The organism is Pseudoduganella guangdongensis (assembly GCF_009857475.1).
Lineage (GTDB): Bacteria > Pseudomonadota > Gammaproteobacteria > Burkholderiales > Burkholderiaceae_D > Rugamonas > Rugamonas guangdongensis.
In genome coordinates, this window is record NZ_WWCJ01000014.1 from 31,774 (window position 1) to 45,355 (window position 13,582).

General features: G+C 67.2%; 13 protein-coding genes. All 13 read left to right on the forward strand.

Features of this window, described 5'->3' with window-relative positions; translation table 11 throughout:
• Genes GTP41_RS18755 through gspD form a run of 13 tightly spaced genes read left to right on the forward strand, consistent with a single transcriptional unit; the run spans position 1 to position 13,575 of the window.
• Positions 1 to 1,482, forward strand: a complete 1,482-nt coding sequence (locus GTP41_RS18755; RefSeq protein WP_161027106.1) for a murein hydrolase activator EnvC family protein — start codon at positions 1 to 3, stop codon at positions 1,480 to 1,482.
• Positions 1,483 to 1,498: 16 nt separating this feature from the next.
• Complete coding sequence (locus GTP41_RS18760) at positions 1,499 to 2,905, forward strand: S41 family peptidase (protein ID WP_161027107.1); 1,407 nt, start codon at positions 1,499 to 1,501, stop codon at positions 2,903 to 2,905.
• On the forward strand, positions 2,906 to 3,673 hold the full coding sequence (locus GTP41_RS18765) for a HesA/MoeB/ThiF family protein (RefSeq protein WP_161027108.1): 768 nt from the start codon (positions 2,906 to 2,908) through the stop codon (positions 3,671 to 3,673).
• Between the two features lie 15 nt (positions 3,674 to 3,688).
• The gene (locus tag GTP41_RS18770) at positions 3,689 to 5,812 is read left to right on the forward strand and encodes an amidohydrolase family protein (RefSeq protein WP_161027109.1); all 2,124 of its coding nucleotides are present in this window, start codon (positions 3,689 to 3,691) and stop codon (positions 5,810 to 5,812) included.
• Positions 5,813 to 5,849: 37 nt separating this feature from the next.
• On the forward strand, positions 5,850 to 6,296 hold the full coding sequence (gene gspG / locus GTP41_RS18775) for a type II secretion system major pseudopilin GspG (protein ID WP_161027110.1): 447 nt from the start codon (positions 5,850 to 5,852) through the stop codon (positions 6,294 to 6,296).
• On the forward strand, positions 6,268 to 6,747 hold the full coding sequence (gene gspH, locus GTP41_RS18780) for a type II secretion system minor pseudopilin GspH (protein ID WP_161027111.1): 480 nt from the start codon (positions 6,268 to 6,270) through the stop codon (positions 6,745 to 6,747). Before gspG ends, gspH begins: the two co-directional genes overlap by 29 nt.
• 3 nt (positions 6,748 to 6,750) lie before the next feature.
• Positions 6,751 to 7,113, forward strand: coding sequence for a type II secretion system minor pseudopilin GspI (gspI, locus tag GTP41_RS18785; protein WP_161027112.1), 363 nt, complete (start codon positions 6,751 to 6,753; stop codon positions 7,111 to 7,113).
• Positions 7,110 to 7,847, forward strand: coding sequence for a PulJ/GspJ family protein (locus GTP41_RS18790; RefSeq protein WP_161027113.1), 738 nt, complete (start codon positions 7,110 to 7,112; stop codon positions 7,845 to 7,847). The genes gspI and GTP41_RS18790 overlap by 4 nt, the downstream gene beginning before the upstream one ends.
• The gene (gspK, locus tag GTP41_RS18795) at positions 7,844 to 8,830 is read left to right on the forward strand and encodes a type II secretion system minor pseudopilin GspK (RefSeq protein WP_161027114.1); all 987 of its coding nucleotides are present in this window, start codon (positions 7,844 to 7,846) and stop codon (positions 8,828 to 8,830) included. The genes GTP41_RS18790 and gspK overlap by 4 nt, the downstream gene beginning before the upstream one ends.
• Before the next feature lie 29 nt (positions 8,831 to 8,859).
• The gene (gene gspL / locus GTP41_RS18800) at positions 8,860 to 10,095 is read left to right on the forward strand and encodes a type II secretion system protein GspL (RefSeq protein WP_161027115.1); all 1,236 of its coding nucleotides are present in this window, start codon (positions 8,860 to 8,862) and stop codon (positions 10,093 to 10,095) included.
• A complete protein-coding gene (locus tag GTP41_RS18805; RefSeq protein ID WP_161027116.1) occupies positions 10,095 to 10,613 on the forward strand; it encodes a type II secretion system protein M in 519 nt (172 codons plus the stop codon). Before gspL ends, GTP41_RS18805 begins: the two co-directional genes overlap by 1 nt.
• Complete coding sequence (gene gspN / locus GTP41_RS18810) at positions 10,610 to 11,383, forward strand: type II secretion system protein N (protein WP_161027117.1); 774 nt, start codon at positions 10,610 to 10,612, stop codon at positions 11,381 to 11,383. Before GTP41_RS18805 ends, gspN begins: the two co-directional genes overlap by 4 nt.
• Positions 11,383 to 13,575: a type II secretion system secretin GspD gene (gspD, locus tag GTP41_RS18815; protein WP_161027118.1), complete on the forward strand. Its 2,193-nt coding sequence runs from the start codon at positions 11,383 to 11,385 to the stop codon at positions 13,573 to 13,575. Before gspN ends, gspD begins: the two co-directional genes overlap by 1 nt.
• Positions 13,576 to 13,582 lie beyond the last annotated feature (7 nt).

Genomic DNA, 13,582 nt, shown 5'->3' on the forward strand with positions numbered 1-13,582 from the left:
ATGGCAGTAGCTCCGACCCGCCGCGCGCGCGCGCGGCGCGCTGTGTCGTCTTCGGCGCTGGCCTTGCTGCTGGCGCTGGGCACCGTCTACGGCGTGCCGGCGGCGCACGCCGCGCCCAAGCCGACCGAACGCAGCAAGCAAAAAGCCGCTGCCGAGACGGAACGCGCGGCGCTGGCGCGCAAGCTGGCCAACCTGAAGGCTGAAATCGGCAAGACCGAGAGCGCCAAGGAGGACGCGGCCGACACCCTGGCCGAGTCGGAGGAAGCCATTTCCGACGCCAACCGCACCTTGCGCGAACTGGCGGCCGAGCAAAGCCAGTTGAACGGCAAGGTGGGCGAACTGGCCGCCGAGCAGCTGCGCCTGTCCGCCACCGTGGCGGCGCAGAAGCAGCAGCTGGCCAAGCTGCTGCGCGAGCAATACGTGGCCGGCAACGAAGACCGCATCAAGCTGCTGCTGTCCGGCGACAATCCCAACCGCATCAACCGCGAACTGCAACTGATGGCCTATGTGTCGCAGTCGCAGGCGCGCCTGCTGGAGTCCTTGCGCGCCAACCTGAAAAAGGTCGAGGACAACCAGGCCGCGGCGCAGAACGCCAAGCAGGAGCTGGACGAAATCGCCGAGGAAGAGCGCCAGCAGAAAATCAAGCTGGAACAGGAGAAGGGGCGCCGCGCCGCCACCCTGGCCACGCTGTCGAAAAAACTGGTCACCCAGCGCAAGGAAGCGGGCCGCATGGAGCAGGATGCCCAGCGCCTGGACAACCTGGTGGACCGCCTGAACAAACTGATTGAGGAGCAGGCGCGCATCGCCGCCGCCGAAAAAGCGCGCCAGGAAAAGCTGGCCGCGGAACGCGCCGCCAAGGCCAAAGCCGACGCCGAAGCGCGTGCCCTGGCCCGCGCCAAGGCGCAGGCCGAGCGCGAGCGCCTGGCGCAGGAAGCGAAAAAAGCCGGCAAGCCGGCGCCCAAGCCACTGCCGGTGGAGGAGGAGCCGAAGGTGGCCGCCAAGCCGGAGCCGGCCCAGGGTGGCGAGGTGCGCGACGAAAAATCGCCGCGCCCGTCCGAAGTGGCGCTGGCGCCGGTGGTGCCGGACGGCGTGTTCGCCAAGCTCAAGGGTCTGCTGCCGCTGCCGGTGGCCGGCAAGGTGGAAAAGCGCTTCGGCAGCAAGAATGCGGACGGCGTGGCCTGGAAAGGCATGGTGGTGAAGGCCGGCGGCGGCGCCGAAGTGCGCGCCGTGGCGGCGGGCCGCGTGGTGCATGCCAACTGGCTGCGCGGCTACGGCAACTTCATCATCGTCGACCATGGCGGCCAGTATTGGAGCGGCTACGGCTACAACGAGGCGCTGCTGAAGCGCGCGGGCGATGTGGTCAAGGCGGGCGAGGTGATCGCCACCGTCGGAAATACCGGCGGCTACGAAGAATCGGGTTTATACTTTGAAATGCGCCACCAGGGCAAGCCGATAGATCCGGCCGGGTGGGTCAAGTTCTAGCGGCGGAAAGCAATCAATGGGCAACAAAACAAAGAGTCTGGGCCTGGTTGGCCTTGGTATGGTGGCCGGCATCGCCGTCTCGATGCAGTTTTCCGCCCTGGCGCAAAGAGCCGGCACCCCCTTGCCGCTGGATGAATTGCGCACCCTGTCCGAGGTTTTCAGCCTGATCAAGTCCGACTACGTCGAGCAGGTGGACGACAAAAAGCTGCTGCAGGACGCCATCGCCGGCATGGTCTCCTCGCTCGATCCCCATTCCGTCTACCTCGATAAGACCGCCTTCAAGGAGATGCGCGAGTCGATCCACGGCAAGTTTGTCGGCATCGGCATCGAGGTCGGCATGGAGGACGGCTATATCAAGGTGGTGGCGCCGATCGAGGATTCGCCCGCCTGGCGCGCCGGCATCAAGGCCGGCGACCTGATCACCCGCCTCGACAGCCAGCCGCTGAAAGGCCTGTCGCTGGACGAGGCGATCAAGAAAATGCGCGGCGAGCCGCGCTCCAAAGTGGTGCTGACGGTGTCGCGCAAGAGCGAAGACAAGCCGCTGCTGATTCCCATCGTGCGCGAAGAAATTCGCGTGCAGAGCGTGAAACTGAAGATGGTGGAGCCGGGCTACGCCTGGCTGCGCATCTCACAGTTCCAGGAGCCGACCGTGGAGGACATGGCGAAGAAGCTGACCGCCCTGCATGCCAAGGAGCCGAACCTGAAAGGCCTGGTGCTGGACCTGCGCAACGATCCGGGCGGCGTGGTGCAGGGCGCGGTCGGTGTCTCGGCGGCGTTCCTGCCGAAGGACGCGCTGGTGGTGTCCACCGACGGCCAATTGGCCGATTCCAAGCACGCCTTCCACGCCTCGGCGCCAAATTACGCCAACCGCAGCGGCGCCGACCCGCTGGCCAAGCTGCCGGCTGCCTTCAAGACCGTGCCGATGGTGGTGCTGGTGAACGGCGGCTCCGCCTCCGCCTCCGAAATCGTAGCCGGCGCGCTGCAGGACTACAAGCGCGCCATCGTCATGGGCAGCCAGACGTTCGGCAAGGGTTCGGTGCAGACGCTGCGCCAGATCACGGCCGATTCGGCCGTCAAGCTGACCACGGCGCGCTACTTCACGCCGCACGGCCGCGCCATCCAGGCCAAGGGCATCGCGCCCGACGTGCTGGTGGATGAAACGGCGGAGGGCGACCCGCTCAACGCCCTGCGCCTGCGCGAGGCCGACCTGCAGAAGCACCTGGCCAACGGCGCCGGCGAGGAGGACGCGCCGGGCCGCATCCGCCGCGACGAGCTGGAAGAGGAACAGCGCCTGCTGGCGGCGGCGAAAAAGCAGAAACCGGTGGAATTCGGCAGCAAGGACGACTTCCAGCTGGCACAGGCGCTGCGCCACTTCAAAGGGCTGCCGGTGCAGACCGCCAAGCCCGAGCTGGCCGCCAAATAAATGAACGACCAGCAGCTGCTGCGCTACTCGCGCCACATCCTGCTCGATGAAATCGGCATCGAAGGCCAGCAAGCCCTCTTGCAGGGCAGGGCGCTGGTGATCGGCGCCGGCGGCCTGGGTTCGCCGGCCGCGCTCTACCTGGCGTCGGCCGGCATCGGCCACCTCACCATCGTCGACCACGACAGCGTCGACCTGACCAACCTGCAGCGCCAGATCGCCCACACCACCGAGCGCGTGGGCCAGCCCAAGGCCGAGTCGGCGCGCACCACCCTGAACGCCATCAATCCCGAATGCCATGTCAACGCGCTGGTGGAACGGATGGACGACGCGCGCCTGGCCACCCTGGTGGCGCAGCACGACGTGGTGCTGGACTGCACCGACAATTTCAGGACGCGCCATGCCGTCAACCGCGCCTGCGTGGCGCACGGCGTGCCGCTGGTCTCCGGCGCCGTGATCCGTTTCGACGGCCAGGTATCCGTGTTCGATCCGCGCCGCGCCGAGGGTCGCGCCCCCGGCCCTTGCTACTCCTGCCTGTTCCCGCAAGACCAGCCGTTCGAGGACGTGGCCTGCTCCACCATGGGCGTGTTCGCGCCGCTGGTGGGGGTGGTCGGCGCCATGCAGGCGGCCGAGGCGCTCAAGCTGCTGATGGGCGTGGGCGAATCGCTGGCCGGCCGCCTGCTGCTGCTGGACGGATTGCGCATGGAGTGGAACAGCATTAGCATCACCCGCAACGAGGCCTGTCCCGTCTGCGGGACATCACATTCATAACGAGGAGATCCATCAATGAAGCGCGTTTCCGCCGTCCTGGCGCTGGCCATTGCCAGCGCGTTTGCCCAAGCCGCCGTGACCCAGACCACGCGTTACGTCATCATTTCCGAGAACAACGGCAAGCAGATGGGCGAGCAAGTGGTGGAGAACCACGACGACGGCCTGACCAAGGTGCGCTTCATTTACAAGGACAACGGCCGCGGCCCGGAACTGACGGAAGAGTTCCGCCTGGGCGCCGACCGCACCATGACCGCCTACCACGTCAAGGGCAACTCGACCTTCGGCGCGGTGGTCGATGAAAAATTCGAGCGCAACGGCGGCCAGGCGTCCTGGGTCTCCACCACGGAAAAAGGCGCCAGGGAGGTGCGCGGCCCGGCCCTCTACGTGCCGCTCAACAGCAGCTTCGAAGTCGCCTCGCGCGCCATCTCGGCCCTGGCCGCCGCGCCGGGCCGCAGCCTGCCGCTGCTGCCGAGCGGCACCCTGACCCACAAGGTGCTGGACGAGATGGAAGTGAGCGGCCCGGGCGGCAAAAAGCAATCCGTCGAGCTGATCGCGCAGACCGGCATCGGCCTGAGCCCGCAGTTCATGTGGGCCACCAAGGGCGCCCAGCCGGAACTGTTCGCGGTGGTGGTGCCGGGCGTGTTCGTGGCCGCCGTCGACGGCTGGCAGGGCAACGGCAAGGCGCTGGCCGAGCGCCAGAAGAAGGCCGAAGCGCAGATGCTGAACGACCTGGCCGCCAAGCTGCAGCACCCGCTGCAAGGCCTGACCGTGGTGAAGAATGCGCGCATCTTCGACAGCAACAAGGGCAGCGTGGGCGCGCCGTCCGACGTGTACGTGCTGCGCGGCCGCATTTCCGCCATCCTGCCGGCCGGCGCGCCGGTGCGCGGCGCGGTCAACGAGATCGACGCCGCCGGCCGCATCATGCTGCCCGGCCTGTACGATATGCACGCCCACCTGGGCCGCTGGGAAGGCGCGCTGCACGTGGCGGCCGGCGTGACCACGCTGCGCGACCTGGGCAACGACAACGCCCAGCTGCAAATGATGATCGACGAGACCGCCGGCGGCAAGCTGCTGGCGCCGCAGATCGTGCCGACCGGCTTCCTGGAAGGCGAAAGCCAGTACTCGTCCAACGGCGGCTTCGTGGTCAAGACGCTGGAGCAGTCCAAGCGCGCCATCGACTGGTACGCCGGGCACGGCTACCCGCAGCTGAAGATCTACAACTCCTTCCCGAAAGAGATCCTGAAGGAGACCGTGGCCTACGCCCACCTGCGCGGCATGCGCGTGTCGGGCCACGTGCCGGCCGGCCTGCGCGCGCAGGAAGCGCTGGACGCCGGCTACGACGAGCTGCAGCACATCAACCAGGTGATGCTGAACTTCCTGTTCAAGCCGGGCGTGGAAACGCGCAGCCTGGAGCGCTTCTACCTGCCGGCAGAGAAGGTGGCGGGCCTGGACTTCAATTCCAAGGCGGTGAAGGACTTTGTCGCCACCCTCAAGAAAAAGCAGATCGTGGTCGACCCGACCCTGGCCACCTTCGCCTTCCTCAAGCAGAAGGACGGCGATGTCAACGAGCCATGGGCCGCCGTCAAGGACAATATGCCGCCGGACGTGGCGCGCGGCTTCCACGTCGGCACCATGAAGATTGCGGACGCCGCCACCCAGGCGCGCTACGAGAAGTCCTACGCCAAGATGGTGCAGTTCGTCGGCACCCTGCACAAGGCCGGCGTGCCGATCGTGGCCGGCACCGACGACCTGGCCGGCTTCACCCTGCATTCCGAACTGGCGCTGCTGGTCAAGGCCGGCCTGACCCCGGCCGAGGCGATCCAGGTGGCGACCCGCAACGGCGCGCGCTATACCCGCACCAGCGCCGACCGCGGCAGCATTGAAACCGGCAAGCTGGCAGATCTGGTGCTGGTGGACGGCGACCCGACCAAGAACATCGAGGACCTGCGCAAGGTGGCCGCCGTGATCACGCGCGGCCACATCATCTATCCTAAAGAGGTGGACCAGGCGCTCGGCATCAAGCCTTTCGTCGAGCAGGTGCCGCTGGTGAAGCCGCTGGAGGCGGTGCCGGCTAATATCGCCGGCTCCAACGAGGGCATGTTGCGCCAGATTGGCGCGATTGGCCGCAAGCACGATTGAATCACTTATACTGCCAGTTTAATTTTTCGTGAATCTTATGCAAAAACCAAGCCGAAAACCAAGCAAGCTCCGATCGGGCGGTTTTACCCTGATCGAAATCATGGTGGTGGTGGTCATCATGGGCGTGCTGGCGGCCCTGGTGCTGCCTAAGGTGCTGGACCGCGTTGGCCAGTCCAAGACGGCCGCCGCCAAAGTCGAGATTTCGACCGTGATGCAGGCGCTGAAGATGTATAAGCTGGACAACCAGCGCTACCCGACCACCGAGCAGGGCCTGCAAGCGCTGATGACCAAGCCGACCGCCGGCCCGGCCGCCAACGGCTGGAAGGCGCCGTACCTGGAAAAAATGCCGAAGGACCCATGGGGCAACCCGTACCAGTTCCTGTCCCCGGGCGTGAAGGGTGAAATCGATGTGTTCTCCTATGGCGCCGACGGCCAGCCAGGCGGTACCGGCGACGATGCTGATATCGGCTCCTGGGAAATCTAAGGCGCGCGGTTTCACGCTGATCGAGCTGCTGGTGGTGCTGGTCATCATCGGCCTCACGCTCGGCCTGACCGTGATGAGCGCCGCGCCGACCCAGGCGCAGGCCATGCAGAAGGAGGCGGCGCGCATCGCCCTGCTGCTGCAGCTGGCGCGCGATGAAGCCATCGTGCGCAACCGGCCCATTGCTTTCGAGGCGGGGCCGGACAGCTATCGCTTCCTGGTGCGCAACGAACGCAGCTGGGAAACCCTGCCGCAGGACGACCTGCTGCGCGAGCGTCCCTTCCAGGCCGGGCCGGTGACCCTGTTGCTCGACCCGCCGCCCAATGTGCCGGGCAGCATGCGCATTGTTTTCGGGCGCGAGCCGGTGGACCGTCCCTTTGTCCTGACCCTGGCCAGCGGCGACGCGCGGGCCACCATCCGCGCCGACGGCGTCGGCCATTTCACGGTGGACTGAAGAATGCGGCAACGAGGCTTTACCTTGCTGGAAGTGCTGGTGGCGCTGCTGATCGTCGGCACCGCGCTGGGCGCCGCCCTGCGCGCCATGGGCAGCCTGACCCAGAACAGCGAAGGCCTGCGCAGTGCCATGATGGCCACCTGGTCGGCCGAGAACCGCCTGGTGCAGGTGCGCCTGGCCAAGGGCTGGCCGGCGACCGGCAAGACCACCTTCGAGTGCCCGCAGGCCGACCTCAATTTCATTTGCGAAGAAGAAGTGATCGCCTCGCCCAACCCGCGCATGCGCCGGGTCGAGGTGAGCGTATTCGAAGCCAGCGCGCCGCAGCGGCGCATCATCAAGCTGGTGCAACTGGTGCTGCAAGAATGAAGAACGCGCGCGGCTTTACCCTGGTGGAACTGCTGGTGGCGATCACCGTGCTGGCGATCGTCGCCGTGATGGGCTGGCGCGGGCTGGACGGCATCGTGCGCTCGCGCGAGCAGCTGACGCAGAATATGGAGCAGACGCGCGGCATCCAGCTCACCTTCGCCCAGATGCAAAGCGACCTGGAACAGATCGCCGACAAGGGCCTGCTGCGCCAGCGCCCGAATATCATGGCCGACAGCGGCCGCCTGGTCTTCATCCGCACCGTGCTGGCGGAGAATGCGGCGTCGCAGTTGCAAGTGGTGAGCTACCTGATTCACGAGGGCGTGCTGGTGCGGCGCGAGTCGCGCCTGACGCGCGACCTGGTGCAGCTGCAAGCCTTGTGGCAGGCCGCCCTGGGTGATGCCAGCCCGCAGGGCGCGGTGGCGCTGCAGAGCGGCGTGACCAGCATGGACGTGCGCGTATGGGAGAGCGGCAGCTGGAAAGCGGCTGGCAATTCGTCGACCGCGTTCAGCGACGTTACGCCTGGCGGCGCCGGTGGCGCGGGCGGGGAGGGTGCGGATGGCGCCGTTGTGGGCGGCCCGGGCAGCGGCGGCATCGGAGGCGGCGGCCCCGGCGGCACCGGCACCTCTGGAGCGGTGCGGGCCCCGACCGAAGGCCCGACCGGCCTGGAAATGACGCTCCTGATCCGAGGCCAGTCCGTGCCCCTGACCAAAGTATTCCTGCTGGGGGCCGTATGAAACCACGCTTCCCGGCGCGCCAGCGCGGCGTGGCTGTTGTTACCGCGCTACTCCTGACCACCCTGGCCGTTTCCATCGTGGCCAGCTTGTTCTGGCAGCAGCAGGTGCAGGTACGCTCGATGGAAAACCAGCGCCTGCACTTCCAGACGCGCTGGATTCTGCGCGGCGGCCTTGATCTGGTGCGGCTTATCCTGCGCCAGGACCTGATGGACAACCGCATGGTCACGCGCGCCGACGGTATCTGGGCCACCCCGCTGGCGGAAACCCGGCTGGACCAGTTCGTGGAGCGCGAACGGATCGAGGGCGAAACCTTCGACGCTTCAATTTCAGGACAGACTTACGACGCGCAGTCGCGCTACAATCTTGCGAATCTTGCCATCGTGGGCGGGGCCGGCGGCATCAACCGCGCCCAGTTGGCGGTCTTCACGCGCCTGCTGCAGAACCTGCAGCTCAATCCAGCGCTGGCGCAGGTGGTGGCGACCCAGGTCGCGCGCAGCGAAGGCGCCGGCCTGCTGGCGCAATCCGGCCCGCCCCAGCCGAACGTGCTGCCGGTGCAGGCCGGCAATGGGCAACCGATGAAAATGCTGCGCCCGGAGGACCTGCTGTCGGTGGCCGGCTTCGACCAGAAGGCCATCGAGAAACTGCGGGAATTCGTGGTCGTGCTGCCGCAGGCGCAGACCCCGATCAATGTGAACACCGCCCCGGCCGAATTGCTGGGGGCACTGGCGCCGGGCATGGCGACGGCGGAAGGGCAGGCGCTGCTCGCGGCGCGCAAGCGCACGCCGTATATGAACAAGCAGGCGTTCGAGGCGCAAATGACGTCGCTGGGCAAGACCCTGCAGCCGGATGTCGAGGTGGACACGCGCAGCGACTACTTCCTGGTGCTGAGCCGGGTCAAGCTGGACCGGGCGGAGCTGATGTCCTGGTCGCTGGTGCACCGCGCGCAAAACGGCACGCAGATCGTCTGGATCCGGGAAATCTAAGGGAAATTAGGGAATAGGGAAGGCAAGCTTTGACAACACTCTACATTCGGTATCCGGCCCGCGCCGCAGCCGCCGACAGCGGCGTGCCGGCCAGCTGCCAGTTCGCCCTGGTGGGCGACGGCGGCAATGTGATGCAGCAGGGCGCCGGCGCCCTGGGCAACCTGGGCGAACTGGTGTCCGGCGCGCGCCGCGTGGTGCTGCTGCTGGCCGCCGCCGATGTCTCGCTGCTGAAGGTCAAAGTCCCGCCGCTGTCGGGCGCCAGGCTGAAATCGGCGCTGCCGCACCTGGTGGAAGAGCAGGTGCTGGGCGACCCCGCCGACTGCGTGCTGGCGCTGGCGCCTCCCGCCAACGGCGACAGCGACGAGCGCGTGGTGGCCGTGGCCAACCGCGCCTGGCTGGAAGTGCTGGTGAAAGCCCTGGTGGCGCAAGGCGCGCAAGGCGTATCCGCGCTGCCGGTGCAATTGTGCCTGCCGCTGGCGCCGGGCAGCGCTTCCGCCGCGCTGGGCCTGGACGACGCCGGCCTGGAACTGACCCTGCGCAGCGCCCCCTACGAGGGTCTCGGCCTGACCCTGCCGAACGCCCCCGAGCCGGCGCTGCACACCCTGCGCGCGCTGGCCGGCGACGCGCCGGTCACGCTGTACGTGGCGCCGGCGCAGCGCGCCGAGTATGCCGCCGCCGCGGCCAATGTGGCGGGCATCACCCTGGAAGAAGACAACTGGATACACCGCGTCGCCGCCGCCAAGGCCGTGACGCTCGACCTGGCGGCCAGCCTGGGCGCCGCCAGCGGCGCCACCGCCCGCGCCTGGGCGCGCTGGAAATGGCCGTATCGCATCGCCGTGGCCGTGGTCGTGGTCAATATCGTCGGCCTGAACTGGGAATTCATGCGCCTGAAACGCGAAGCTGCTACCGTGCGCCAGAACATGGTGCAGGTATTCCGCGCCGCCTACCCGAACCAGCCGGTGACGGACGACCCGGCGGCGCAGATGCGCCGCAATATCGCCGTTGCGCGCGCCGGCAGCGGCGGCGGCAATGCCGATGATTTCACCAATATAAGCGCCGCCCTGGGCGAAGCGCTGGCCGTGCTGCCCAACCGCGAAGTGGTAGCCGGCGTCGATTACAAGGACCGCAGCATGACCGTCAAATTCAAGCCGGGCAGCGTCGACGCCAATGCGCTGGCGCAGATGCAGGCGGCCCTGGCGCAGCGCAAGCTGTCCGCCAGCGAGAGCGGTCCCGGCGTGTGGCTGGTGAAAGCGGGAGGCAAGTAATGGCGAGCCTGAACGACACCCTCAACGGCTACCGCGCCCGTGCCGCGGCATGGTGGAGCGTGCGCACCGAGCAGGAGCAGCGCATGCTGTCGATCGGCGGCGCCGTGGTCGCCTTCGGCCTGGTCTACGGCATCTTGATCGACCCGGCGCTGACAGGCCGCGACAAGCTGCAACAGGAGCTGCCGAGACTGAACCAGCAAGTGGCGGAACTGCAGGCCCTGGCCGGCGAGGCGGCGCAATTGGCGGCCAACCCGCCGGTGCAGCCGCAGCCCCTCGCCAAGGACGGTGTGGCGGCCACGCTGCAAGCGAACGGCCTGACGCCGCAAAACCTTGCCGTCACCGGCGACTACATTAAAGTGGAATTCAAGGGCGTGCAGTTTGCCGCCCTGGTGGGCTGGCTCGACACCATGCGCCGCGAGCAGCGCGTCGCCGTGCAGGAAGGGCAGGTGACGCAGCAAGGCCCGGCCGGCCAGGTGGACGCCAACCTGACCCTGCGCCAGGAAACGGTTGCCCGATGAAGCGAGCGGTATTGTGGCTGCTGGCGATTGCCCTCAGCGCGGGCCTGACCGTGCTGGCCTTCCTGCCTGCGAGCTGGATGGGTCAACTGGTCGAAGCGCAGAGCGGCGGCCGTTTGACCCTGGGCGATGCGCAAGGTACGCTGTGGCGCGGCTCCGCCTTTATCGGCGGCGCCGCCAGCAAGGATGGCGCGGTCACCCCGCTGCTGCCGGGCCGTTTCAGCTGGCGCCTGTCGCCGCTGGTGGTGTTCGGCAGCGTCGACATGGAATTGCAGAACCCGGACGCGCTGACGCAGCCGGTGTCGCTGCGCGGCGGCTGGAGCAGCTGGGAAGTCAGTCCGGCGGCATTGATGCTGCCGGCCGACGGACTTGCCGGACTGGGCGCGCCGCTCAACACGCTGGCGCCAAGCGGCCGCATGAAGTTGTCCTGGACCTCGCTGCAGATCGAGCGCGCGGGCCAGGCGGTGGCGCTGCGCGGCCGCACCACGCTGGAAATGCAGGACATGGCGTCGCGCCTGTCGCCATTGAAACCGCTGGGCAGCTACCAACTGGCCTTCGACTGGCAGGGGCAGCAAGCCGCGCTGGCACTGAGTTCGCAACGCGGCCCGCTGCTGTTAAGCGGTGCCGGGAAATTCGAGCATGGCCGCTTGCAGTTCTCCGGCCAGGCGGAAGCCGCAACAGGATACGAAGACCAGCTGGTCGGCCTATTGAACATGCTGGGCCAGCGCAAGCCGAACAGCGTTAAAAACGTCATTGCACTAGAGTTCCGATAATGAAAAAACATACTGCAAGCCCAAAATCCTTCCCGGCGCTGCGCCGCCTGAGCGCCGCCGCGATGCTGTGCTGTGCGCTGGCGCCCGCCGCGGCCCCCGTCACGGCCTGGGCCCAGCCCAATGACGAAGCCGCGCTCAACTTTGTCGGCGCCGATATCGAATCGGTCATCAAGGCGGTCGGGCACTACACCAACATCACCTTCCTGATCGACCCGCGCGTCAAGGGCACCATCAGCCTGGTGTCGGAAAAATCGATCACCAAGTCGCAGGCCTTCTCGCTGCTGGCCTCCGCGCTGCGCCTGCAAGGCTATGCCATCGTCAGCGGCGACGGCTACGCCAAAGTGGTGCCGGAAGCGGAAGCCAAGCTGCAGGCCTCGCCGACCGTGGTGGGCGGCACCAAGAGCCCGCAAGGCGACCAGGTGGTGACCCAGATCTTCCACCTGAACCACGAGAACTCGGCCAACCTGGTGACGGTGCTGCGGCCCCTGATCACGCCCAACAACACCATCAACGCCAACCCGGGCAACAACACCCTGGTCATCACCGACTACGCCGACAACCTGAAGCGCCTGGCCAAGATCATCGCCTCGCTGGACGCGCCGTCGGCGGCCGACCTGGACGTGATCCCGGTGCGCTACGCCATCGCCAGCGACCTGGCGGCCATGATCAACAAGCTGCTGGAACCGGGCGCCGGCGGCGATTCCGGCCGCGTCAACCTGGTGCCGGACCCGCGCACCAATTCGCTGGTGGTGCGCGCGCCGTCGGCGGCGCGCGCCAACCTGGCCAAGTCGCTGATCGCCAAGCTGGACCAGCCGACCGCGCAGGCCGGCAATGTGCACGTGGTCTACCTGAAGAACGCGGAAGCGACCAAGCTGGCGGAAACCCTGCGCGCCGTGGTGTCCGGCGACACCAGCGCCGCCGGCGGCCAGGCGGGCGGCCTGGCATCGCTGGGCGGCGGCAATAGCGGCACCGGCCAGATAAACCAGTCCGGCATGGGCCAGACGAGCCAGGGCGGCAACCAGAGCGGCGGCCCGAGCAATCCGGCCCTGAGCGGCAGCGGCAACCGCAGCGGCGGGACGACATCAGGCGGCGGCGGCCAGGCCGGCTTCATCCAGGCCGACGCCACCACCAACACCCTGATCATCACCGCGCCGGAAGCGGTCTACCGCAACCTGCGCACCGTGATCGACCAGCTGGACGTGCGCCGCGCCCAGGTCTATATCGAATCCATGATCGTCGAGATCAATGCCAACAAGCTGTCCGAATTCGGCGTGCAGTGGGCTGGCCTGAGCGGCAACGACGGCAGTACTTACCGCGTCGGCGGCGGCACCACCTATACCCGGGCCGGCAACAGCAGCATGGTCAACCTGGCTGCCCTGATCGATGGCAAGTCTGGCGCGCAGCCGCCGAGCGGCGGCCTGACGCTGGGCATCTTCAAGCAGCTGGCGAACGGCAAACTGGGCCTGGGCGCCGTGGCGCACGCGCTGGGCACCGACGGCGACAGCAATATCCTGTCGACGCCGAACATGCTCACGCTGGACAACGAAGTGGCCACCATCAAGGTCGGCCAGAACGTGCCGATCGTGACCGGTTCGTTCACCACGACCTCGGGCACCAACAACAACCCGTTCCAGACCGTGGACCGCAAGGACATCGGCATCACCCTGAAAGTGCGGCCGCAGATTTCGGAAGGCGGCACCATCAAGCTGGCGATCTACAACGAAAGTTCGAGTATCGACGACGTCACCAATACCGCCGGCCTGATCCTGAAGAACCGCGTCATCGAAACCAATATCATCGCCGACGACGGCCAGGTGCTGGTGCTGGGCGGCTTGATCCAGGACGATGCCAACGACGGCGTCGACAAGGTACCCGGCCTGGGCGACCTGCCGCTGATCGGCCACCTGTTCAAGTACCAGAAACGCGAACGCAAGAAGACCAACCTGATGGTGTTCCTGCGCCCGGTGGTGGTGCGCAACCGTGAGCAGGGCATGAACCTGACCGCCGACCGCTACGACTACATGCGGGCCACCCAGCAGGCGGCCATGCCTGAACCGAGCATCACGGTGCAGAGCCTGGGCGCTGCCATGCTGCCGGAACTGCAGGACGGCAAACCAGTCGGCAGCGGCCAACTGGCCAAACCGATCGCGCCGGCCGCGCCGTCCGTGCCTGAACAGAAACAGCAACAGTAAAAGCGAG